The 22,379-nt window shown below is 66.7% G+C and carries 20 protein-coding genes and 1 pseudogene; 7 read left to right on the top strand and 14 right to left on the bottom strand.

Going from position 1 to position 22,379, the window contains the following annotated elements; genetic code table 11:
- Positions 1 to 11 precede the first annotated feature (11 nt).
- Both C1933_RS04305 and C1933_RS04300 read right to left on the bottom strand, forming a co-directional pair.
- Complete coding sequence (locus tag C1933_RS04305) at positions 12 to 656, bottom strand: histidine phosphatase family protein (protein WP_079220782.1); 645 nt, start codon at positions 654 to 656, stop codon at positions 12 to 14.
- A gap of 201 nt (positions 657 to 857) precedes the next feature.
- Positions 858 to 3,020 (bottom strand): S46 family peptidase, encoded by a 2,163-nt coding sequence (locus C1933_RS04300; protein WP_108752296.1) that lies wholly within the window; start codon positions 3,018 to 3,020, stop codon positions 858 to 860.
- A 226-nt stretch (positions 3,021 to 3,246) separates the two neighbouring features.
- On the opposite strand from C1933_RS04300, the gene tdh reads away from it, so the two are divergent.
- Positions 3,247 to 4,269 carry an L-threonine 3-dehydrogenase gene (tdh, locus tag C1933_RS04295; protein ID WP_108752295.1) on the top strand — a complete coding sequence of 341 codons (1,023 nt, stop codon included), beginning with the start codon at positions 3,247 to 3,249 and terminating at the stop codon, positions 4,267 to 4,269.
- 107 nt (positions 4,270 to 4,376) lie between these two features.
- On the opposite strand, the gene C1933_RS04290 is transcribed toward tdh, so the two are convergent.
- The gene (locus tag C1933_RS04290; RefSeq protein ID WP_108752294.1) at positions 4,377 to 5,069 is read right to left on the bottom strand and encodes a TorF family putative porin; all 693 of its coding nucleotides are present in this window, start codon (positions 5,067 to 5,069) and stop codon (positions 4,377 to 4,379) included.
- Positions 5,070 to 5,267: 198 nt separating this feature from the next.
- Between C1933_RS04290 and kbl the strand changes: the two genes are divergently transcribed.
- Complete coding sequence (kbl, locus tag C1933_RS04285; protein ID WP_108752293.1) at positions 5,268 to 6,476, top strand: glycine C-acetyltransferase; 1,209 nt, start codon at positions 5,268 to 5,270, stop codon at positions 6,474 to 6,476.
- 173 nt (positions 6,477 to 6,649) lie between these two features.
- On the opposite strand, the gene C1933_RS04280 is transcribed toward kbl, so the two are convergent.
- The 4 genes from C1933_RS04280 to C1933_RS04265 all read right to left on the bottom strand — a co-directional run bounded on the left by C1933_RS04280 (position 6,650) and on the right by C1933_RS04265 (position 9,721).
- On the bottom strand, positions 6,650 to 6,985 hold the full coding sequence (locus tag C1933_RS04280; RefSeq protein ID WP_108752292.1) for a hypothetical protein: 336 nt from the start codon (positions 6,983 to 6,985) through the stop codon (positions 6,650 to 6,652).
- Between the two features lie 86 nt (positions 6,986 to 7,071).
- Complete coding sequence (locus C1933_RS04275) at positions 7,072 to 7,881, bottom strand: pseudouridine synthase (RefSeq protein WP_108752291.1); 810 nt, start codon at positions 7,879 to 7,881, stop codon at positions 7,072 to 7,074.
- A gap of 20 nt (positions 7,882 to 7,901) precedes the next feature.
- On the bottom strand, positions 7,902 to 8,411 hold the full coding sequence (locus tag C1933_RS04270) for a hypothetical protein (RefSeq protein WP_108752290.1): 510 nt from the start codon (positions 8,409 to 8,411) through the stop codon (positions 7,902 to 7,904).
- Positions 8,412 to 8,629: 218 nt separating this feature from the next.
- Positions 8,630 to 9,721 (bottom strand): OmpA family protein, encoded by a 1,092-nt coding sequence (locus C1933_RS04265; RefSeq protein ID WP_108752289.1) that lies wholly within the window; start codon positions 9,719 to 9,721, stop codon positions 8,630 to 8,632.
- Between the two features lie 358 nt (positions 9,722 to 10,079).
- On the opposite strand from C1933_RS04265, the gene C1933_RS04260 reads away from it, so the two are divergent.
- The 5 genes from C1933_RS04260 (at position 10,080) to C1933_RS04240 (ending at position 15,511) form a co-directional block, all read left to right on the top strand.
- On the top strand, positions 10,080 to 11,096 hold the full coding sequence (locus tag C1933_RS04260; protein WP_108754733.1) for a zinc-binding alcohol dehydrogenase family protein: 1,017 nt from the start codon (positions 10,080 to 10,082) through the stop codon (positions 11,094 to 11,096).
- 204 nt (positions 11,097 to 11,300) lie between these two features.
- On the top strand, positions 11,301 to 11,942 hold the full coding sequence (locus C1933_RS04255; protein ID WP_108752288.1) for a hypothetical protein: 642 nt from the start codon (positions 11,301 to 11,303) through the stop codon (positions 11,940 to 11,942).
- A 79-nt stretch (positions 11,943 to 12,021) separates the two neighbouring features.
- A complete protein-coding gene (locus tag C1933_RS04250) occupies positions 12,022 to 14,052 on the top strand; it encodes an NADPH-dependent 2,4-dienoyl-CoA reductase (RefSeq protein ID WP_108752287.1) in 2,031 nt (676 codons plus the stop codon).
- Positions 14,053 to 14,354: 302 nt separating this feature from the next.
- Positions 14,355 to 14,813 carry a cell wall hydrolase gene (locus C1933_RS04245; RefSeq protein ID WP_108748678.1) on the top strand — a complete coding sequence of 153 codons (459 nt, stop codon included), beginning with the start codon at positions 14,355 to 14,357 and terminating at the stop codon, positions 14,811 to 14,813.
- Between the two features lie 86 nt (positions 14,814 to 14,899).
- A complete protein-coding gene (locus C1933_RS04240) occupies positions 14,900 to 15,511 on the top strand; it encodes a glutathione S-transferase N-terminal domain-containing protein (RefSeq protein WP_108752286.1) in 612 nt (203 codons plus the stop codon).
- A gap of 67 nt (positions 15,512 to 15,578) precedes the next feature.
- Here C1933_RS04240 and C1933_RS04235 read toward each other — a convergent pair whose 3' ends face one another.
- The 7 genes and pseudogenes from C1933_RS04235 to C1933_RS04205 form a co-directional block, all read right to left on the bottom strand.
- Entirely contained in the window at positions 15,579 to 16,634 is a 1,056-nt protein-coding gene (locus tag C1933_RS04235) for a suppressor of fused domain protein (RefSeq protein WP_108752285.1), read from the bottom strand.
- Positions 16,635 to 16,677: 43 nt separating this feature from the next.
- The gene (locus C1933_RS04230; RefSeq protein WP_108752284.1) at positions 16,678 to 17,181 is read right to left on the bottom strand and encodes a hypothetical protein; all 504 of its coding nucleotides are present in this window, start codon (positions 17,179 to 17,181) and stop codon (positions 16,678 to 16,680) included.
- A gap of 265 nt (positions 17,182 to 17,446) precedes the next feature.
- Complete coding sequence (gene prpE, locus C1933_RS04225; protein WP_108752283.1) at positions 17,447 to 19,327, bottom strand: propionate--CoA ligase; 1,881 nt, start codon at positions 19,325 to 19,327, stop codon at positions 17,447 to 17,449.
- Between the two features lie 246 nt (positions 19,328 to 19,573).
- Positions 19,574 to 19,669, bottom strand: a pseudogene (locus C1933_RS04220) (IS3 family transposase); the annotation flags it as partial.
- Positions 19,670 to 19,904: 235 nt separating this feature from the next.
- Positions 19,905 to 20,519, bottom strand: coding sequence for an RluA family pseudouridine synthase (locus tag C1933_RS04215; protein ID WP_108752282.1), 615 nt, complete (start codon positions 20,517 to 20,519; stop codon positions 19,905 to 19,907).
- A gap of 76 nt (positions 20,520 to 20,595) precedes the next feature.
- Positions 20,596 to 21,582, bottom strand: a complete 987-nt coding sequence (locus tag C1933_RS04210) for a malate dehydrogenase (protein WP_108748672.1) — start codon at positions 21,580 to 21,582, stop codon at positions 20,596 to 20,598.
- Between the two features lie 118 nt (positions 21,583 to 21,700).
- Complete coding sequence (locus C1933_RS04205) at positions 21,701 to 22,195, bottom strand: peptidylprolyl isomerase (RefSeq protein WP_108748671.1); 495 nt, start codon at positions 22,193 to 22,195, stop codon at positions 21,701 to 21,703.
- Positions 22,196 to 22,379 lie beyond the last annotated feature (184 nt).

Here is a 22,379-nt window from a genome sequence, read left to right as displayed (position 1 = left end):
GTTGGAAGGGTTTACAGCGCGCGGTGCTTGGCTTCGCCGAAGAACGGCGTGTGGTGGGCGCAATCGTTCAGGCGCACCACTTCCAGGCTGTCCAGGTCGGCGCCTTCGAGCAGGTTCAGGGTGGTCGGCGCCTGGCGGAAGGTCCACAGGCGGGAAATCGGCAGGCCCAGCACCTTGCACAGGATCACCCGGTTCACTGCGTCGTGGGCGACCACCAGCAGGGTGTCGTGCTCGCCCAGGCCTTCAGCGGCACGGGCCAGGCCACGCCAGCTGCGCTCCAGCACCAGGCGCAGCGATTCGCCGCCCGGCATCAGCACGGTATCGGGTTCCTCGCGCCAGGCCTTCAGGCGCGACGGGTCTTTTTCGTTGATCTCGCTGGCCAGCAGGCCTTCCCACTCACCGTGGGCGATTTCCTGCAGATCCGGTTCGGTCTGCAGCATGCCGGCGCGGTCGGCACCCAGGGCAAGCTGGGCGGTCAGCTGGGCGCGCGACAGCGGCGAGGCCACCGCACGGGTGATGTCCACCGAAGCAAGACGGGCGCCCAGAGCCTGGGCCTGGGCTTCGCCGATGGGCGAAAGCGGGATGTCGATCTGGCCCTGGTAGCGGCCTTCGGCGTTCCACGGCGTTTCGCCGTGACGGGCAAGCAGGATGCGCATGCGAACAAGGGGTCCTGGGGGGAGGAAGATTCCGTTTCGTTCACATCCTGTGAAGTACGCGGAACAGGGATGATACCTGTTCGGCGCACCGGGCCGGACCGGGCATGAAAAAACCCCGCGACGTCGGTCGCGGGGTTGGTAGATCCACGCCATGCGTGGATGATCCGCCGGTGGCGTTGCCGGCCAGCGGCCGGCACTACCTTATTTCGCCAGGTTCAGTTCCTTCAGCAGCTGCGGCGCCGGCGCCACTTCCTGCATGATCCACTGCATGTAGCGGCTGTCCACGGCAATCATGCGGGTCATCACCGGGTCGAACACCCAGTTGGAGCTGACCGATTCCCAGTTGCCGTCGAAGGCCAGGCCGACCAGCTTGCCGTGCGCATCCAGCACCGGCGAACCCGAGTTGCCACCGGTGATATCCAGGTTGGACAGGAAGTTCACCGGCACCGAACCGATGCGCTTGTCTTCCAGGCCACCGTAACGCTTGGCCTTGACCGCATCCAGCAGCGCCTTCGGCGAATCGAACGGGTCTTCGCCGGTTTCCTTGGCGGCCACGCCTTCCAGGGTGGTGAACGGGGTGTACTGCACACCGTCCTTGCCGTAGCCCATCACGTTGCCGAAGGTGATGCGCAGCGACAGGTTGGCATCGGGGTAGACGAACTCGCCCTGGCTCTTCTTGTAGTCGGCCACGGCCTGCAGGTACAGCGGACGGGCCGTCAGCGATTCGCCCTCGCGGATCTTCTTCTGCTCTTCCTGCTTCAGCAGCGCCGGCATCACTGCCACGGCGTACTGGATGGCCGGATCGGTGCTGGCTTCAAAGGCCGCGCGGTCGGCGTTGAACCACTTCAGGCGCGTGTCCAGGCTGCCCAGCTCGGTGCCCGACAGCTTGCCCACCAGCGACTTCACGGCGGCCTCGTTGCTGCCACCCAGCCACTTGTTCAGCACTTCGTTGTCGCGCTGCGCGGCCGGCAGGGCCACGTACTGGTCCAGCCAGTAGGTCTGCAGCTGCTGGTCCATCTTCGCCACGTAGCGGCGGTCCATCTGCTTCAGGCCACCTTCGATGGTGGTCAGGTCACGCTGCTGGAAACCGGCTTCGCGCTCGGCGTCCGGCTTGCTGCGTTCGATCGACAGGCGGTACAGGGTGATGGCCGCGCCCACCGCCGAAGTGTTGTTGAACTGGCCCACGAACAGATCGCGTTCACGGGTGGCCTTGCTGGTGGCCAGGTGCTGGATCAGCTGCGCGTGCGCGGCCAGTGCCGGCTTGCCGGCGGCGCCCTGCTTCTTCAGCCAGGCCAGCACGGCCGCTTCTTCGGCCTGCTTCTGGCCGGCCGCGTCGATGCGCTTGAAGCCTTCCAGCTGGCCCTGGTAGTTCTTGGCCACGTTGTTCATGCTGGCCGCGGTGGCGGCGTACTTCACCTTCACGTCCGGGTCGGCCTTGCCGGCCTCGTCGATCATCTTCAGCACCGCGTTGTAGTGGCGGGCGATGGTCGGGTAGGTGAAGCTGGCGGTTTCGTTGAACTCACCGGCCAGCGCGTAGCGGTTGGTGCGGCCCGGGTAACCGGCCACCATCACGAAGTCGTCGGCGCCCAGCGGCTGGTCGGCGAACTTCAGGAAGTGCTTGGGCTGGTAGGGCACGTTGTCGGCCGAGAATGCCGCCGGCTTGCCGTCCTTGCCGACGTAAGCGCGGTAGAACGAGAAATCGCCGGTGTGGCGCGGCCACATCCAGTTGTCGATGTCGCCACCGAACTTGCCGACGCTGCCCGGGGGCGCGTAGACCAGGCGCACGTCCTTGATTTCCATGTTGCGGAACAGGCGGTAGGTGTTGCCGCCGCTGAACGAGTACAGGCGGCAGCGGAAGCCGGCGTCGGCTTCACAGGCGGCCACCTGGGCCTTGTCGAAGGCATCCAGCGCGCGGCTGCGGGCGAGCGGGTCCTTGCCGGCGGCGGCAATGGCGGCCTTGGCCTGGGCGGTGACGTCGGTGATCTGGTCAAGCACGAACACGCGTGCGTTCGGGCCGGCGCTCAGTTCGTCCTTCAGGGTCGGCGCGTTGAAGCCGTCCTTGATCAGGTTCTTCTGCGCGGTCGAATTGAGCTGGATGGCGCCGTAGGCACAGTGGTGGTTGGTCACCACCAGGCCCTGCGGGGAGACGAAGCTGGCGGTGCAGCCGCCCAGCGCAACCACCGCGCCCATCGGGTCGCCGGTCAGGTCGGCCAGCTGCTGCGGGGACAGCTTCAGGCCGGCCTTCTGCAGCGGGCCGGCGATTTCCGGCAGCTGCTGCGGCACCCACATGCCTTCGGCGGCATGGGCGACCTGGACCAGCCCGAGGCTGGCGACGACGGAGAATGCAAGCAGGTTCGAGCGCATCGAGCAGCCCCTGGTGAAAGAACCGCCGAGTGTAGCCCAGCCCCCTGCCCCGCCCGATGCCCGGAAGTCATGGGCTGCGCGGGCCTTCCCGCCGGGCATGGGCGCCGGGCAGGGCCTGGCGCTGCCGGGGGTGCTGCGCACCCGCAGCGCAACATGGGAATTGCGCCCAGCGCTCTATAATCCGCGTTTTCCCCCTGACGAGTTCCACCCGATGGCGCAGCAAACGATGAAGGCCCTGGTCAAGCGCGAAGCCGCCAAGGGCATCTGGCTGGAAGAGGTTCCGGTTCCGACCCCGGGCCCGAACGAGGTGCTGATCAAGCTGGAAAAGACCGCCATCTGCGGTACCGACCTGCATATCTACCTGTGGGACGAGTGGAGCCAGCGCACCATCAAGCCGGGCCTGACCATCGGCCACGAGTTCGTCGGCCGCATCGCCGGACTCGGCTCGGCCGTCACCGGCTATGAAATCGGCCAGCGCGTCTCGGCCGAAGGCCACATCGTCTGCGGCCACTGCCGCAACTGCCGCGGCGGCCGCCCGCACCTGTGCCCGAACACCGTCGGCATCGGCGTCAACGTCAACGGCGCCTTCGCCGAATACATGGTGATGCCGGCCAGCAACCTGTGGCCGATCCCCGACCAGATCCCGTCCGAGCTGGCCGCCTTCTTCGACCCGTACGGCAATGCCGCGCACTGCGCGCTGGAATTCGACGTCATCGGCGAGGACGTGCTGATCACCGGCGCAGGCCCGATCGGCATCATCGCCGCCGGCATCTGCAAGCACATCGGTGCGCGCAACGTGGTGGTCACCGACGTCAACGACTTCCGCCTGAAGCTGGCCGCCGACATGGGCGCCACCCGCGTGGTGAACGTCGCCAACCAGTCGCTGAAGGACGTGATGAAGGAACTGCACATGGAGGGCTTCGACGTGGGCCTGGAAATGAGCGGCAACCCGCGCGCGTTCAACGACATGCTCGACTGCATGTACCACGGCGGCAAGATCGCCATGCTCGGCATCATGCCCAAGGGCGCCGGCTGCGACTGGGACAAGATCATCTTCAAGGGCCTGACCGTGCAGGGCATCTACGGCCGCAAGATGTACGAGACCTGGTACAAGATGACCCAGCTGGTGCTGTCCGGCTTCCCGCTGGGCAAGGTGATGACCCACCAGCTGCCGATCGACGATTTCCAGAAGGGCTTCGACCTGATGGAAGAAGGCAAGGCCGGCAAGGTCGTGCTCAGCTGGAACTGATCCTCGGTTCCGCGCGCGAATGGTAGGTGCCGAGCTTGCTCGGCACGCTCCGGTAGTGAAAAAGGCGCCCATCGGGCGCCTTTTTCGTGGACGACAGCAGCGTCGGATCAGTTGCCGATGGCAACCGACAGCATCACGCGGCTGTGCGCCAGCTTGCCGGAGTTGTAGCGGCCGTCGCTGTCGGTGCCGTAGTAGCCCAGGCCCACGTTGAACATGCCGAACTGGCGGCTGACGCCGACGTTCCAGTCGGTGTAATCCTTGGCGATGCCCTTTTCGAAGGTGCTGCGGCCGACATTGGCGCTCAGCGTGAAGTCCTGCGGCAGGCCCCACTCGCCGCCCAGCGCGTAGTACCAGCCATCGGTGCTGCTGTTCCACACGTCGTTGCTGTAGGCCACCGTCAGCTTGTAGGTGTCATCCAGCGTGGTGGTGGTGATCAGCTCGTTGTAGTTCAGCTCGCTGGCACCGGGATAGGTGTAGCGGTTCAGCAGCACATCGAAGTTCAGGCGCTCGGTAGCGTCAATGCCGTAGCCGATCTGGTAGTCCACTTCGACGCTCGGGTCGCCCGGGCCGAAATCCACGCCCGAACCCCACACGCCGGCATACAGGCCGACCGGGCTGGTGTAGGTGAAGCCGGCCTGCAGGGTCGGATCTTCGTCGGTCTGCGATACGCCACGGAACAGGTAATCGGAAACAGCGGTGACATTCCAGCTGTAAGGCGACTCGGCCTCCTGGGCGCTGGCGGCAAACGGGGCCAGGGCAAGGGCGGCGGCAAGGGACAGGCAGGCACGGGCGTGCTTCATGGGCGTCTCCGGTGGGGGGCGGTGGCGTGGAAGGCGGAAGCGGCAACCGGGCCAGACAGGGCCGGTTCACGAATTTTTAACCCGTTTGCTATTGCGATGCAACATGTGCCGGCCATGGCGGTGGCGCGCCCTGCCCGGTCGACGGCCCGGGTTGCCCGGTAGAATCGGTGGTTTCCCGTGCTGAGCCGTGCCCACGCCATGACCGACGCCTCCTCCGCCCTGACCCGCCATTACGCCGACGAACTGGACGCCATCCGCGCCCAAGGCCTGTTCAAGTCCGAGCGGATCATCACCAGCCCGCAGTCGGCCGAGATCACCCTCGACGATGGCCGCACCGTGCTGAACTTCTGCGCCAACAACTACCTGGGCCTTGCCGACCACCCGGACCTGATCCAGGCCGCCAAGGACGCGCTGGACAGCCACGGCTTCGGCATGGCCTCGGTGCGCTTCATCTGCGGCACCCAGGACCTGCACAAGCAGCTGGAAAAGCAGATTGCCGACTTCTTCGGCAAGCAGGACACGATCCTGTACGCGGCCTGCTTCGACGCCAACGGCGGTCTGTTCGAACCGCTGCTCGGCGAGAACGACGCGATCATTTCCGACGCACTGAACCACGCCTCGATCATCGACGGCGTGCGCCTGTGCAAGGCCAAGCGCTTCCGCTACGCCAACTGCGACATGGCCGACCTGGAAGCGCAGCTGCAGGCCGCCGATGCGGCCGGCTGCAAGACCAAGCTGATCACCACCGACGGCGTGTTCTCGATGGACGGCTTCATCGCCCCGCTGGACGAAATCACCGCGCTGGCGAAGAAGTACAACGCACTGGTGCACATCGACGAATGCCACGCCACCGGCTTCCTCGGTGCCAGCGGTCGCGGCTCGGCCGAAGTGAAGGGCGTGCTGGAAAAGATCGACATCATCACCGGCACCCTGGGCAAGGCCATGGGCGGCGCGCTCGGCGGTTTCACCTGCGCCAGCGCCGAAGTGATCGAACTGCTGCGCCAGCGTTCGCGCCCGTACCTGTTCTCCAACTCGCTGCCGCCGCACGTGGTGGCCGCCGGCATCAAGGCTTTCGAGATGCTGGCCGCCGCCGATGATCTGCGCAGCACGCTGGTGCAGAACACCACCTACTTCCGCGAAAAGATGGTCGCCGCCGGTTTCGACGTGAAGCCGGGCGTGCATCCGATCAGCCCGGTGATGCTGTACGACGCACCGCTGGCGCAGAAGTTCGCCGAGCGCCTGCTGGAAGAAGGCATCTACGCGATCGGCTTCTTCTTCCCGGTGGTGCCCAAGGGCCAGGCGCGCATCCGCACCCAGATCAGTGCCGCCCACACCCGCGAGCACCTGGACCGCGCGATCGATGCGTTCACCCGCATCGGCGTGGAACTGGGCGTGATCAAGGGTTGATCAGGTCCGGGGTCGGATCCCTTTCCGCAGGAAAGGGCTCTGACCCCATCAAGCAGAGCGTGCCGACCAAGGTCGGCACCTACCGGGCCTGATGGCGTGCTGACCCCACCGCGCATAGCGTGCCGACCAAGGTCGGCACCTACCGGGGCTTAAAGGTCGGCACCTGCCGGTGCTTACTTCTTCTTTTTCTTCTTGTCCTTCGGTTCGTCCTTGCTGGCCACCACCACCGGCTTGGCGGCGGCGTCCTGCGCGTTGCCCTTGGCCACGCGGATGCCGTTGGCCTTCATCCAGGCGTCGAACTGGTCGGCGGTCATCTTCTGGTCGCCGTTGCTCATCATGAAGCGGTAGCTGCCGCGGCCATCCAGTTCCGGGGTCTTTACCTCCACCACCGGCGCCTCGGCCGGGGTTTCGGCCTTGGCCACCTTCTTGTGGCCGCTGCAGGCGGTCAGCACGGCCAGCGGCAACAGCAGGCCGGCGCAGCGCAGGGTTCGGTTGAGGGTCGGGTACATGGGCACACTCCGTTCAAGTAAATCGAAAACCAGGCGCCCCCTACGCCTGGAACGGTGGCTGGCCGCGGCCAGCCGTGGGCCGGACTTCAGCCCGGTGCAGCAGCCACAAGCTGCTGCTGGTCGCTGACCTGCAGCTCCCGCCATTGCCCCTTGCCGAGATCGCCAAGCACCAGCCCGCCGATCGCGACCCGGACCAGGCGCAACACCTGCAGGTCGAAGGCCGCCAACAGGCGACGGATATGGCGGTTGCGGCCCTCGTCGAGCACCACCTCCAGCCACGCGGTCTTGTCGCCGCTGCGCAGGACGCGCACGGCACGGGCCACCAGGAACTCGCCCTCGTCTTCAATACCGGCCTGCAGCGCCGCCAGGGTGGCGTCGTCGGGCAGGCGGTCGGTCTGCACGTGATAGGTCTTGTCCGGCCCGGTCTGCGGATCGGTCAGGCGCGCGGCCCATTGCGGGTCGTTGCTGAACAGCAGCAGCCCTTCACTGGCCTTGTCCAGGCGCCCCACCGGGGCGATCCACGGCAGGCCGGCACCATCGAAACAGCGGTACACCGTGTCGCGCCCACGCTCGTCCTGGGCGGTGGTCACCACCCCGCGCGGCTTGTTCAACATCAGGTACAGGCGCTGCGGCGGCGCCAGCGGCTGGCCATCCACCTCGATCGGCGGTGCCGGGCTGGCAATCGGGAATTCGGGGTCACGCACGATGCGCCCGGACACGCGCACGCGCCCTTCGGCAATCCAGCGCGCGGCTTCGGTACGCGAGCAGACGCCCGCCTTGGACAACACGCGGGCCAGGCCATGGCGAACCCCGGCCGGTGCCGCAGTGGCATTCGCACGCCCACGCGGTGCGTGGGCGCGGGCGGCGGGGGTGGCAGGTGGGCGGCGCGTGCGCAAGCCTCTGCTCCCCGCGCGGCTTACTTCTTCTCGCCCGGCTTGGTTTCAGCCGGTGCTTCGGTGGCGGCCGCCGGCGCCGCGGCCGGTGCCGGGCGTGCCTTGACCACACGCACGCCGCGCGCCTTCATCCAGGCGTCGAACTCTTCGGCGGTCATGCGCTTGCCGTTCTGGCTCATGTCAAAGCGCCACGGCGTGTTGTCGAACTCGGTCTGCGGCTTGTACGCGGCCGGGTCGTTCGGCTTCACCGCCGGCGCACTCGGAATGGCCTTGGCAATGTTCTGGCAGCCATCGATGCGCAGACGCTGCAGCACCTGGTCCAGCGACTGCGACGGATCGTAGCTGCTGCCCAGCACGCCGGCGGACATGCCCAGCTGGCTGCCGCGGATGTACAGCTCGTCGGCCACCGGCGCGATGGCGGTGGCCGGCAGGGGCAGCGGCGACGCGCTGGTGTTGACCGAGCAATCAACCGCGGCGTGGGCAGCGGGAACCAGGGCCAGCGCCAGAACGGCGGCCGATGCAGAGCGCAACATGAGGGGCATCCACGAAAGGAAGTGACGCGGCGAGTTTAGCAATGCCGCCACAGCTTTCAAGCGGAACCTTCAATGAATACGGCAACTTGTTGGTTTTCTGGAAAAAAAGCCGATGGACGGTTGTCTTTGCGCGGTACCCGCACATTCCCTGGCTCCACAAACAACAAGACCCGGCCGAAGCCGGGTCCTGCTGTGTCTTACTGGCAGAGCGTCAGAACTTAGTTCTGGACGTTCAGCTCGGTACGACGGTTCTTGGCGCGACCTTCCGGGTTGTCCGAACCATCCGGGTTGGTGTTCGGAGCAATCGGACGGCTCTCGCCGTAGCCGATCGGGCCGACCAGACGCGAAGCGTCCACGCCGTTCTGGGTCAGGTAGTTGTACACCGCGGTGGCGCGACGCTCGGACAGCTTCTGGTTGTAAGCGTCGGTACCCTTCGAGTCGGTGTGACCGGCCACTTCAACGCGCAGATCCGGGTAACGCTTCAGGATTTCCGAAGCTTCCGACAGGATGGCCACAGCGTCCGGACGCAGGTTCGACTTGTCGAAGTCGAAGTTCACGCCCTTCAGGTCGATCGAGACCGGCACCGGGCAACCGTCCGGACCGATGGTCTGACCCGGCTGCGAGTTCGGGCACTTGTCGTCGCAGTTGTTGACGCCGTCACCGTCGTCGTCCAGGTCGGCGCAGCTCGGGGCAACCGGAGCCGGAGCCGGGGCAGCAGCCACCGGGGCCGGGCCCAGCGGGATCACGACGCCGACCGAAGCCAGCACGTCGCCGAACCAGCTTTCGTCGCGAGCGGCAACGCTCTGGTCGTCGAAATCAGCGCGGTAGGCCACTTCGGCGCGGACAGCAACGCGCTTTTCGAAGGTGGTCTGCAGGCCGACGCCCAGCTTGGCCGACAGGTTGCCGTCCTTGCGCTCACGCGGACCGTTGTTGTCCAGGGCAGCGTACTCTTCCTCGGACTTCTGGTAGCCCAGGCCACCGACGATGTACGGGTTCCAGCCGCGGCCTTCCTGGATGAAGTGGCGACGCAGGTCGAACGACACGCCGTACTGCGACCAGTTCAGATCCTGGTTGGCGTCGAAGTTCGGGTTCTGGTAGTTCAGCTCACCGTCCAGCGACCAGTTCGGGCTGATGAACTTGCCCAGACCCAGGGTGACGAACGGGGCATCATTGGTCAGACGGTCGCTGTCCTGGAAGTTGAAGCCAGCCGAACCGGTCAGGTACCAGCGGTCATCGAACTCCTGCGCCGACGCAGCCTGGGCGAAAGCCAGACCGCCCAGCAGCGCGGCAGTAAGGATCTTCTTGTTCATTGAGTACAGCTCCTATTTCGGGGGTATGAAACCGGTAGAGGCATGGGCCAGCACTACTGCGTCGATGTTCAGACAGCCGATTCAGCACGCCACCGCCGCGAACATTATGCTCAGGCGGGTGAAGGTCATGTTAACAGTCCCGTAACATGTGAAGCGTCGTACCCGACCAGCCACCGGTCCGACGTTGAAACCCTATACAGGATCATGAAAATCCGCAATACCCCCGTGGCACAAGGGTTTGAGGGGCATTAAGGACACAATGTGACAACTGTGGAAAAGGGAAACTCGCGACGATTCAGCGCGCGCCCATCGAGGTGAGGAACCTTATGATGAACGCACGAACCGAGCCGGAGTCATGATGAAAGCCGTCGCCCTGTGTCGTGAATCTCTGCCTGCGCTGCAGGATGTGCAGTTGCCTCCGCCCCTGCCTCCGCGGGGGCGTGATCTGCTGGTGCGGGTGCAGGCGATCTCGGTCAACCCGGTCGATGGCAAGCAGCGCGCGGCCACCACCGGGGCCATGCTCGACCGGCCCCGGGTACTCGGCTGGGATGCGGCCGGGGTGGTGGAGGCGATCGGTGAAGAGGCCAGCCTGTTCGCTTCCGGCGACGAGGTCTATTACGCCGGCGACGTGACCCGCCCGGGCTGCAACGCGCAGTACCAATGGGTGGATGAACGGCTGGTGGCGCGCAAGCCCACCACGCTGGATTTCGCCGAAGCTGCCGCCCTGCCGTTGACCACGCTCACTGCGTGGGAGCTGCTGTTCCAGCGCATGCCCTTGCAGCTGGACGGGCGCCGCCATGCCGGGCAACGCCTGCTGGTGATCGGCGGCGCCGGCGGTGTGGGCTCGATGGCGATCCAACTGGCCCAGCACGCCGGTTTCGAGGTTATTGCGACAGCGTCGCGCGAAGCGTCCGTGGACTGGTGCCGACGGATGGGCGCGGCCCATGTGATCGACCACCGCCAGCCCCTGCAGCCGCAGTTGCAGGCCCTGGGCGTGGACAGCGTGCAGGTGGCCCTGAACCTGGCTGACACCGACCATTACTGGGACGAACTGGGGCAGATCGTGGCGCCGCAGGGCCACGTCGGGCTGATTGTCGAGCCACGCGGGCCGCTGCGCATCGGCGATCCCTACAAGGCCAAGTGCATCGGCATCCACTGGGAATTCATGTTCGCCCGCGCGCGATTCCAGACCGCCGACCAGATTGAACAGCACCGCATCCTCAACCGTGCAGCCAGCATGATCGACGCCGGCCAGCTGCGCGGCACCCTGAGTGAAGTGGTGGGCAGCATCAACGCCGCCAACGTGGAGGCAGCGCATGAGCGCCTGGCCAGCAGGCGCACGATCGGCAAGCTGGCGCTGTCCGGCTGGGAATAACGGCCGGGTAGAGTCGAGCTTGCTCGACTGACAAGGCCGGTAGAGTCGAGCTTGCTCGACTTCGCGAGACGACAGTCGAGCAAGCTCGACTCTACCCCCATGCCGCCGACTGTGTGCGCGGATTGCCCGGCATCTGTATCTATTGCAGCGCGGAATTCGGGATTACGGTGGCAACAGTTGCCCTCCCCCATCCCCGAGTCCCCCATGCCTACCGCCCTGCCCCTGCGCCTGCTGCAGTTGATCACCGGCCTGTTCCTGTACGGCTTTGGTGCTGCCCTGATGATCCGCGCCGGCATCGGCGTCGCCCCGTGGGATGTGCTGTCGCAGGGCATCGCCGCGCAGACGCCGCTGTCGTTCGGTCTGGCCACCAACGCCATCGGCGCGCTGGTGCTGCTTCTGTGGTGGCCGCTGCGGCAGAAGCCCGGCGCCGGCACCGTGCTGAACGTGCTGCTGATCGGGCCCTCGGCGCAGATCGGCCTGTGGCTGCTGCCGCCGGCCACCGCGCTGGGCTGGCAGCTTGCGCTGTTCACCGGGGGTCTGCTGCTGGTCGCCCTGGCCACCGGGCTGTACATCGGCGCGCGCCTGGGCCCGGGCCCGCGCGACGGCCTGATGACCGGCCTGCACGCCCGTACCGGTTGGCCGATCTGGAAGGTGCGCAGCCTGATTGAAGGCAGCGTGCTGCTGCTGGGCTGGTGGCTGGGCGGCGATGTCGGCCTGGGCACACTGGCCTTCGCCGTGTTGATCGGGCCGTTGTGCGGCATCACCCTGGGCTGGTTCGGCATCGGCCGCGCCCCGGCGGCGGGCGCCGCCCCCCGCCCGGCGAGCGCGCAGCGCGGCGTGGGGTGATCGGTCGCGGCCGCGGCGCCCCTTGCCCCGGCCGCCGTTTCACGGCACGCTTCGCGCTTCCGTACGCAAGCGTATCGACATGTCGCCAGCCAACGAAACCGCCTACCCGAATCTGTTCGCCCCGCTGGACCTGGGCTTCACCCAGCTGCGCAACCGGGTTCTGATGGGCTCGATGCACACCGGCCTGGAAGACCGCGCCCGTGACTTCCCGCGCCTGGCCGCCTACTTCGCCGAGCGTGCCGAGGGCGGCGTGGGCCTGATCGTCACCGGCGGCTTCGCGCCCAACGTGGTCGGCTGGCTGAAGCCGTTCGGCGGCAAGCTGTCCTGGCCCTGGGAAGTGCGCCCGCACCGCCAGCTCACCGCCGCCGCACACCAGCACGGCGCGAAGATCTGCCTGCAGCTGCTGCATGCCGGGCGCTATGCCTACCATCCCCTGTCGGTGGCACCTTCGAAGCTGAAGGCACCGATCAACCCGTTCACCCCGCGCGCGCTGTCGGCCAGCGGCGTGGAGCGCCATATCGCCGATTACGCGCGCAGCGCCCGGCTGGCCCGCGAGGCCGGCTACGACGGCGTGGAAGTGATGGGTTCGGAGGGCTACCTCATCAACGAGTTCATCGCCCCACGCACCAACACCCGCAGCGACCGCTGGGGCGGCGATGCCAGCCAGCGCATGCGCTTTGCGGTGGAAATCGTGCGCCGCATCCGCGAGGCCTGCGGGCCGGATTTCATCATCATCTACCGCCTGTCGCTGGTGGACCTGGTGGACAACGGCAGCAACTGGGAAGAGATCGTGCAGCAGGCCCAGGCCATCGAGGCCGCCGGCGCGACGATCATCAATTCCGGCATCGGCTGGCATGAGGCGCGCATTCCCACCATCGCCACGTCGGTGCCGCGCGCCGCGTTCGCCGGGGTCACCGCCAAGCTGAAGCCGCACGTGAAGGTGCCGCTGGTGGCCACCAACCGCATCAACATGCCCGACGTTGCCGAGCGCATCCTGGCCAGTGGCGGCGCCGACATGGTGTCGCTGGCCCGCCCGCTGCTGGCCGACCCGCAGTGGACGAACAAGGCGCGCGCCGGCCGCCCGGAGGCCATCAATACCTGCATTGCCTGCAACCAGGCCTGCCTGGACCATGTGTTCGAAAACAAGCTGGCCAGTTGCCTGGTGAACCCGCGCGCCGCGCACGAAACCGAACTGGTCTACCGCCCCACCGCTGCGCCGAAGAAGATCGCCGTGGTCGGCGCCGGGCCGGCCGGGCTGGCTTGTGCCACGGTGGCCGCCGAGCGTGGCCACCAGGTCACCCTGTTCGATGCCGGCGATGAGATCGGCGGCCAGTTCAACGTGGCCAAGCGCATTCCCGGCAAGGAAGAGTTCCACGAGACCCTGCGCTACTTCCGCCACAAGCTGGCCGAAACCGGGGTGGACGTACGCCTGGGCACCCGCGCCGACGCCACCGCGCTGGCCGGCTTCGACCACGTGGTGCTGGCCACCGGCATCGTGCCGCGCCGGGTCGATTTCCCCGGTGCCGACCACCCCAAGGTGGTGAACTACCTGGACGTGCTGCTGGGCCGGGTGCAGGTGGGCGCCAGCGCGGCGATCATCGGCGCCGGCGGTATCGGCTTCGACGTGGGCGAATTCCTCAGCCATGACGGTCCCTCACCTGCGCTGGACCCGCAGCGCTGGATGGCCGAATGGGGCGTGGACGCCCGCTTCGAGGCGCGCGGCGCGCTGGCCACGCCCGTGGTGGAAGCCTCGCCGCGGCGGCTGTGGCTGCTGCAGCGCAGCCCCGGCAAGCCCGGTGCCCGCCTGGGCAAGACCACCGGCTGGATCCACCGCGCCACGCTGAAGGCCAAGGGCGTGCGCATGCTCGGTGGCGTGGAGTACCTGGGCGTGGACGATGCCGGCCTGCGCATCCGCGTGGACGGCAGCGAACAGCTGTTGCCGGTGGACCACGTGGTGATCTGCGCCGGGCAGGAACCGCAGCGCGCGTTGCAGGCCGAACTGGACGCTGCGGGCATCACCGCGCAGCTGATCGGCGGTGCCGACGTGGCGGCAGAACTGGATGCAAAACGCGCGATCAATCAGGGCAGTCGCGTCGCCGCCGCGCTCTGATTTGTAGATGAATGGGGGCGCAAATGTGATTTCCGTCACCGCCCCCGAAGCTGAATGTCAAGCCGAGCGATTCAGGAAGCGTTCGGTAACAGCCCCCTACCTTGCGCCATCTTTCCGCTCACCAGCCAGTTTCCGGTGAGCCGGTGCGGTCCTCCCTGATCGGTTCGTGATCAATGTTTTGGAGGCCGCCCACGGGGCGGCCCCGATGGCCGCCTCCCCATCACGCCAAGTCGTACCCAGCCCCCCGGCCGCCCCCCGCAGCCGGAACCGCGCGGTGCGGCCCATACGGAGCAAGGAGTCATATGAAACTGGCCTGGATTCTCTGGCTGTCGCAGTTGTTGCCGCAGCCGGCGGCTGATTCGCTGTGTTTGAGCACCACCGTTTACCTGGAAGCCCGCGACCAGACCCTGCGCGGCCAGCAGGCCGTGGCCGAAGTGGCCCTGCGCCGCCTCGACAGCGGGCTGTGGGGCGATTCGATGTGCCAGGTGGTGACCGCGCGCAAGCAGTTCGCGCCCACCCTGGTATCGCCCGGCACCCAGCTGGGCAACGATGCCGCCTGGAGTGAAGCCATGAACGTGGCCTTCGACGCCGAGCGCAACTGGGCGCTGCCGGCCGGCGAACGCCGCGAGATCGTGCCCGGCGCCAGCCACTTCGCCGCACTGGCCATTGCCAGCCCGAACTGGCGCAACGCCTACCAGGTGGCCACCATCGGCGATCACACCTTCTATAAGGTGCAGAACCTCAAGCCTCGCCAGTCGTAACGATCTGTTGCCGGCGGCAGCGTTGCCGCCGCTGCCGGGGCTCTGGGATAGTGGGTGTTTCCACCACGCCCTACCCTGGAGTTCCCATGAAGCTGTACAGCAAGCCCGGTGCCTGCTCCACCGCCGACCACATCGCCCTGCAGTGGACCGGCCAGCCGTTCGAAGTGGAACTGCTGAACAAGGACACCCTGAAGGGTCCGGAATTCCTGAAGATCAATCCGGCAGGCGCCGTCCCGGCGCTGGTCGATGGCGACTTCGTGCTGGTGCAGAACGCCGCCATCATGGGCTACATCGCCGACAGCTTCCCGCAGGCCGGCCTGGGCGGCGATGGCAGCCCGCGCCAGCGCGCCGAAGCAGCCCGCTGGCTGTCCTTCGTCAATTCCGACGTGCACCCGGCGTTCTCGCCGCTGTTCGCACCGGGCAAGTTCATTGCCGACGAAGGCCAGTACGATGCGGTCCGTGCCGCCGCCCACAAGCGCCTGCGCGCGCTGTTCGAAACCGCCGACAAGCAGCTGGCCGACAAGCCCTGGCTGGCCGGTTTCCGCAGCTTCGCCGATCCGTACTTCTACATCACCCTGCGCTGGGCAGCCGGCACCAAGGTGGACCTGTCCGGTCTGGACAACCTGGCCGCCTACAAGGCGCGCATGGACGCCGACGCCGGCGTGCAGGCCGTGCTGAAGGCCGAAGGCCTGGCCTGATGCCAGTGCGGGGTCGGATCCGCCTGCGCAGCAGGCGGCTCCGACCCCATCGGCTTCACCGCTACGCTCAACCGATCTCGCGGATCACGTTGCCCTTGCCGTCGCGCAGCTGGGTTGGCACCACCTCGATCTTCAGCGCCGCGTTCAGCGGGTAGACCCCGCGCTGCGCCGGAAGCGCCGCAGCCGCCTGCAGGCTGGCCTCGTCCAGCACCCAGTACGCGCTGTCATCGCCGATCGCCGTGGCAGCGTCCGCCCCGCCCGGGGCGAAGGTCCACTGCCGTTCACCGCTGACCAGTTCCAGCGGCTTGCCGTGACGCAGGCGAAGACCCAGCAGCTCGGCAACGCTGTGCACCTGGCCCGCGCCGAGCACCAGCGTGGTCACGCCGTCCTGCTGGCGCCAGTGCAGCGTCTCGACGAACAGCATGCCGGTGGTCGACCCTTCGCGCTGGCTGCCTTCCTGCACCTGCGCGGCCAGCACCGGATCATCCAGCAGGTTGCCGCGGTGCAGATCGCTGATCCACAGCGGCATCGCCGGCTGCAGCACCTGCAGCACGCCGCGGGTGGACCAGCGCTTGATCGCTTCCATTTCCTCGTCGGTCAAGCCAACCAGCTGCAGGAACTGCAGGTGACCGTTGGCGGTGTCGCGCGGCGGCAGCTGCGGGTCGGCCACGAAGGCGAGGTGGCACAGGCGGGTGTCGGTCTCCAGCGCGATCGGGCCGTTGGCATTCAGATGGTGGCCATCCTCGAACACGTTGCCGCTGCCGAACACATAGCGCGCCAGGTTCTGCAGCAGGTTCATCGGCCACACCGGCGGGGTGCTGCCGGCGCTTTCACCGGCACTGGCGGCCAGGCGGAAGGTCAGCTCGAACCCATAGCCACTGACCTGCGCATCGCTGCTTTCCTTCGCATACAGCTCGGAAAAGCCGTAGGTCACGTAGTGCCAATGCGGTTGCGGCGCATCGGCCCAGTACACGCTGATGCCATCCAGCGGATCCTGGCCGCCCAGCGTATAGGGCAGTGCCGTGCCGAAATGCTGCGGCGTCTGCCCGGCATACAGCGGCGCCAGGGCCGCATTGATCGCATCCCAGCCGGGGGTATCGGTGTCGTCGATGTCGTCCTGCACGTGGCGCTTCCAGTGGAAAGAGCAGGCCACTGTACGCCCTGCATCAGCCGGGCACGACCCCGGCGACGGTGGTGGCCAGGCGCGCCTGGGTTTCCTGCCACCAGCGCTGGGCCAGTGCCGGGCTGCGCGCACTGCCCACGGCCGCAAGCAGTTCCGGGCACAGCCGCTCCAGTGCCAGCGCATCCTTGCAGCGCTCGATCTTCAGTTGCAGGAAGTAGCCCTTCAGGCCCAGATGGCGGCGCACCGCCTCGCTCATTGCGTCATACAGCTGCTGGTAGAGCGCCGGATCCTGTTCGCGCCCACTGCTGATGCCGCGCGTGGGCACCACGTCGGCGGCGCCGCCGACCACCTCGATCAGGCCCATCGCGCTGAGCTGCTGCAGCGCATCCGGTGGCGCACGCAGGCCTTCGAACAGCGCCTGCAGTTCAGTGTCGTTGCGTTGCCCGTCGACCATCAGCAGCAGCGAACGCAGCGCCGCCGGCAAGCGCCGGCCGCGGTCTTCGATTTCCTGGCGGCCAGCGGCCGTCTTGCCATGCAGCAATGCCATGCATCCCCCTTGCCTGGTGCGCCGTATCTGCGCGCCCTGCGGGGCGCGCTCCCCAAGGCCGAGCTTAGCGCATGTTCCGGGGGAGGTAGAGTCGAGCTCGCTCGACTGCCCCTGATCGCCCGGTAGAGTCGAGCTCGCTCGACTGCCCCTGATCGCCCGGTAGAGTCGAGCTCGCTCGACTGCTCTTGGCTGGGCAGTCGGGCAAGCTCGACTCTACCGGCCTGTCAGAAGCAGTCGAGCAAGCTCGACGCTACCGGGGCAGCGGTCAGCGCCCCAGCGCGCGGCGGATCTCTTCCAACGCGCCCGGATCGTCCAGGGTGGACAGATCGCCCGGATCGCGCTGTTCGGCCAGCGCCTGCAGCGAGCGCCGCAGCAGCTTGCCCGAGCGGGTCTTGGGCAGCGCGTTGACCACATGGATGTGCGCCGGCCGCGCCACCGCACCCAGTGAAGCGGTAACGGCGGCCATCATCTCGGCCACCACCGGCGCCGGATCATCGCCCTGCAAGCCCTGCTTCAGGGTGACGAACACCAGCGGCACCTGCCCCTTCAGCTCGTCCTTCACCCCGATCACCGCCGCCTCGGCCACGCGCGGGTGGCCGGAAATGGCTTCCTCGATCTCACGCGTGCCCAGCCGGTGGCCGGCCACGTTGATCACATCGTCAGTGCGGCCGAGGATGAAGGTGTAGCCATCGTCATCGCGGATCGCCCAGTCCAGCGAGCTGTACAGCAGTTCCTTGAAGTGGCTGAAGTAGCTCTGCATGAAACGCGCATCGTCGTTCCACACCGTGCTCATGCAGCCCGGCGGCAACGGCGGGGTGACCACCAGCACGCCCTTCTGCCCAGCGGCGACTTCTTCACCCGTGTTCTCATCGATCACCTTCATGCGGTAACCGAGGTTGGGGAAGCCCGGCGAGCCGAAGCGCACCGGCTTCATGTCCAGCCCAGGCAGCAGGGTCAGCGCCGGCCAACCGGTTTCGGTCTGCCAGTAGTTGTCGATGATCGGCTTGCCCAGCGCATCGTTGATCCAGTGCGCGGTAGGCTCATCCAACGGCTCGCCGGCCAGGAACAGATACTTCAGTGCATCCAGGTCATGGCGGTGGATGAAGTCGGCATCGTGCTTCTTCAATACGCGGATCGCCGTAGGCGAGGAAAACATCGTGCGCACGCCGTACTGCTCGCACAGCGCCCACCAGATGCCCGGGTCCGGGTTGGTCGGCAGCCCTTCGTACAGCAGTGACGTGCAGCCACCGATCAGCGGGCCATACACGTTGTAGGAATGGCCGACGGCCCAGCCCACATCCGAGGTGGAGAACATCACCTGGCCCGGACGGCAGTCGAACACCGTTTCCATCGACTGCGCCATGGCCACCGCATAGCCGCCCACATCGCGCTGCACGCCCTTGGGCTTGCCGGTGGTGCCGGAGGTGTAGAGCAGATAGCTGGGCTCGCTCGATTCAAGCCAGGTGACCGGCACATCCACTTCACCCACCTGCGCGCGCAGTTCGGCGTAGTCCACATCGCGCCCCGGCACGCGCGGTTCGGCAGCATCCAGCCCGCGCGAGACGATCAGCACATGCGGCGGCGGATTGGCCGCCTCGGCACAGGCGGCATCGACCATGCCCTTGTACGGAATGACCTTGCCACCGCGCATGCCGGCGTCGGCGGCGATCAGCAGTCTGGGCTTGGCATCGTCGATGCGCAGTGCCAGGTTGTGCGCGGCAAAGCCACCGAACACCACCGAATGCACCGCGCCGATGCGCGCGCAGGCCAGCATGGCGAACACGGCTTCGGCCATGTTGGGCATGTAGATCACCACCCGGTCGCCCTTGCCCACGCCCAGTTGCTGCAGCACCGCGGCGAAATCATTCACTTCGCGATGGAGCTGGCGGTAGGTGATCTCGCGGGTGACGTTGGTTTCGGTGGACACCGCCACCAGCGCCAGCTGGTCGGGGCGATCAGCCAGGTGGCGATCGACGGCGTTGTAGCAGAGATTGGTTTCACCGCCGACGAACCAGCGGCGGAACGGCGGGTTGCTGTAATCGAGCACCTGCTTTGGCGGCGTATGCCAATGGATGCGCTTGGCTTCCTCGCCCCAGAATGCCTCCGGCTCGTCGATCGAGCGGCGGTAGGTTTCTTCGTAGTTCATGACGCAGCCCTCCCAGACAAAGTCATGGGTTCGAGCATAGTGCCGGGCTGGCGGCCGGGCCGCCCTACCTTGGTAGGGGGTGGGTGTGTTCTGCAGGGCTTGCAGCCCTGCACCTGCTGACGTCAACGTCAACGTCAACGTCAACGTCAAAAGCTGGCTTCCTGGGGATGGCGGGTTGGGTCCGGTTGCGGGGTACGCCGTAAACCCGTCCATGAAATGACCCCCTGAAGTTGGACAGGTGGGGGATCAGGCGGCCAGCGCGGCCTGCTCCCGGTACTGTACGGGGCTCAAGCCCTTTAGTTTCAAGCGGATACGATTCTCGTTGTAGTACCGGATGTACGACCAAGGTCGACACCTACCAACAGCCACAGGAATCTGTCAGAGGCGGGGCGGTGTGGGCTTGCAGGACCGCAGGCGCCATGGATGGCGCCTACGAGCCCCCATGGACGGGTTTACGGCGTGTCCTGCAAGCCCACACCGCCCCGCCATCCCACCGAATGCCCGCTTTTGCTGTTGCTTCAGTCGAGCATGGCTCGACTCTACAGCAGGTGCAGGGCTGCAAGCCCTGCCGAAGCCCCTAGAACGGCGCCGCGGACTCGAATGCCAGTGCAGCACCCGTTACCGGGTGCGTGAACGCCAACGCGCACGCATGCAGATGCACCCGCTGCGCCGGCGCGGCGCCGTACAGCACGTCACCCACGATGGGATGGCCAAGACTGGCCATGTGCAGGCGCAACTGATGGCTGCGGCCGGTCACCGGCTCCAACGCCACGCGCGTTGTGCCCGCCTCCACATCGCGCGCCAACACCTGCCAGCGCGTCAGCGCCGGCTTGCCGCGCGCGTGGTCGACCATCTGCTTCGGCCGGTTCGGCCAATCCACGATCAGCGGCAGGTCCACGTCACCGGCATCGTCGGCCAGCAGGCCCTGCAGCACGGCCTCGTAACGCTTGCCCACCTGTCGTTGCTCGAACTGCATCGACAACGCCGCCTGCATCGCCTTGCCGCGCGCATGCAGCAGCAGGCCCGACGTCACCTGGTCCAGCCGGTGCACGGTCAGTGCATCCGGGCATACCGCCTGCAGGCGTGTGATCACGCAGTCCTGGTTTTCCTCGCTGCGGCCCGGCACGGACAGCAGGCCGGCCGGCTTCTCGGCCAGCAGCAGCGCGTCATCGATGTAATGCAGGTGGATCATCGGTGTCCGTAGTCATTCAAACGAAAACGGGGAAGCCGAAGCTTCCCCGTTTTCTGCGTACCGGGCTAGGCCCGTATCAGCCCAGCAGGTGGGCCACGCCGGAGCGCTCTTCTTCCAGCTCGGCCAGGGTCTTGTCGATGTACTTCTGGCTGAAGTCGTCGATCGGCAGATCCTTCACCAGGGTGTACTTGCCGTTTTCGGTGGTCACCGCGAAGCCGAAGATCACGCCTTCCGGAATACCGTAGGAACCGTCGGACGGCACGCCCATGGTCACCCACTTGCCGTTGCTGCCCAGCACCCAGTCACGCACGTGGTCGATGGCGGCGTTGGCAGCCGAAGCAGCCGAGGACGAGCCACGGGCTTCGATGATGGCCGCGCCGCGCTTGCCCACGGTCGGGATGAAGGTGTTGGCGTTCCATTCCTGGTCGTTGATCGCATCGGCGATGGACGCGCCATCGGCGGTGGCGAAACGGTAGTCCGGGTACATGGTCGGGCTGTGGTTGCCCCACACCACCAGCTTTTCCATGCCGCCAACCGGCTTGCCCAGCTTGTTCGACAGCTGGCTCAGCGCGCGGTTGTGGTCCAGGCGCAGCATGGCGGTGAAGTTTTCCGGCTTCAGGTCCGGGGCCGACTTCATGGCGATGTAGGCGTTGGTGTTGGCCGGGTTGCCGACCACCAGCACCTTCACGTCACGGCTGGCGACCTTGTTCAGCGCCGCGCCCTGGGCGGTGAAGATCTTGGCGTTTTCCAGCAGCAGGTCCTTGCGCTCCATGCCCGGGCCGCGCGGACGCGCGCCGACCAGCAGGGCGATGTCCGCGTCCTTGAACGCCACTTCGGCGTCGTCGGTGCCGACCATGCCGGCCAGCAGCGGGAAGGCGCAGTCTTCCAGTTCCATCATCACGCCCTTCAGGGCGGCCTGGGCCTTGTCCACCGGCAGTTCCAGCAGCTGCAGGATGACCGGCTGGTCCTTGCCCAGCATTTCGCCGGAGGCGATGCGGAACAGCAGGGCGTAGCCGATCTGGCCGGCAGCGCCGGTCACGGCAACACGAACGGGTGCTTTCATGGGGGTTTCCTCTTGCTTGCAAGCGTTGGATAGGACGCCGCGGGCGTGGCCACGCAGGCCTGGCAGGCGGCGGGGAACGTGGAAACGGCCACCCGTGGGTGGCCGTTTCAAAGGGGAATCAGGCGGCGAGGATCTTGTTCCACTCGGCCACGCGATCAGCCTTGGCGGCCAGCGCGGCGTCGACATCGCCTTCCAGGGTGATCGAATGGATCACGTCGCCCTGCTTGACCGAATCCACGATGGCCTGGCCTTCCAGCACCTTGCCGAACACGGTGTGGCGGCCGTCCAGCCAATCGGTCTTGATGTGGGTGATGAAGAACTGGCTGCCGTTGGTGTTCGGGCCGGCATTGGCCATCGACAGCGAGCCGACCTCGTGCTTCACGCCGTTGTTGGTTTCGTCTTCGAACTTGTAGCCCGGGCCGCCGGTGCCACGACCCTGCGGGCAGCCGCCCTGGATCATGAAGTCGGCGATCACGCGGTGGAAGATCAGGCCGTCATAGAAGCCCTGCTTGACCAGGTTCACGAAGTTGGCCACGGTCAGCGGCGCCTTGTCGGCGAACAGCTCGACCTTGATCGGGCCCTGGGTGGTGTCGAAAGTGGCGATGAGGGACATGAAGATCCTTGATGCAAAGGGGAACGCGTCTAGCCACCTAGTTTACACCCGCCCCGTGGCGCTGGCGGCTTCGACCATCGGCGCAGCCGCGGCCCCCCGTTCAGGCCCCAGCTGAATGGGGCTGGGGCGGTCCTGCAACATGGGTTTTCGCCAAGCGTCAAGTTAGACGTATAATGTTGGACTT

Source organism: Stenotrophomonas sp. ZAC14D2_NAIMI4_6, assembly GCF_003086875.1.
In the GTDB taxonomy this organism is placed as follows: domain Bacteria; phylum Pseudomonadota; class Gammaproteobacteria; order Xanthomonadales; family Xanthomonadaceae; genus Stenotrophomonas.
Note: the sequence above shows the minus strand (reverse complement) of the source record. Positions and strands in the feature narration are given on the sequence as shown.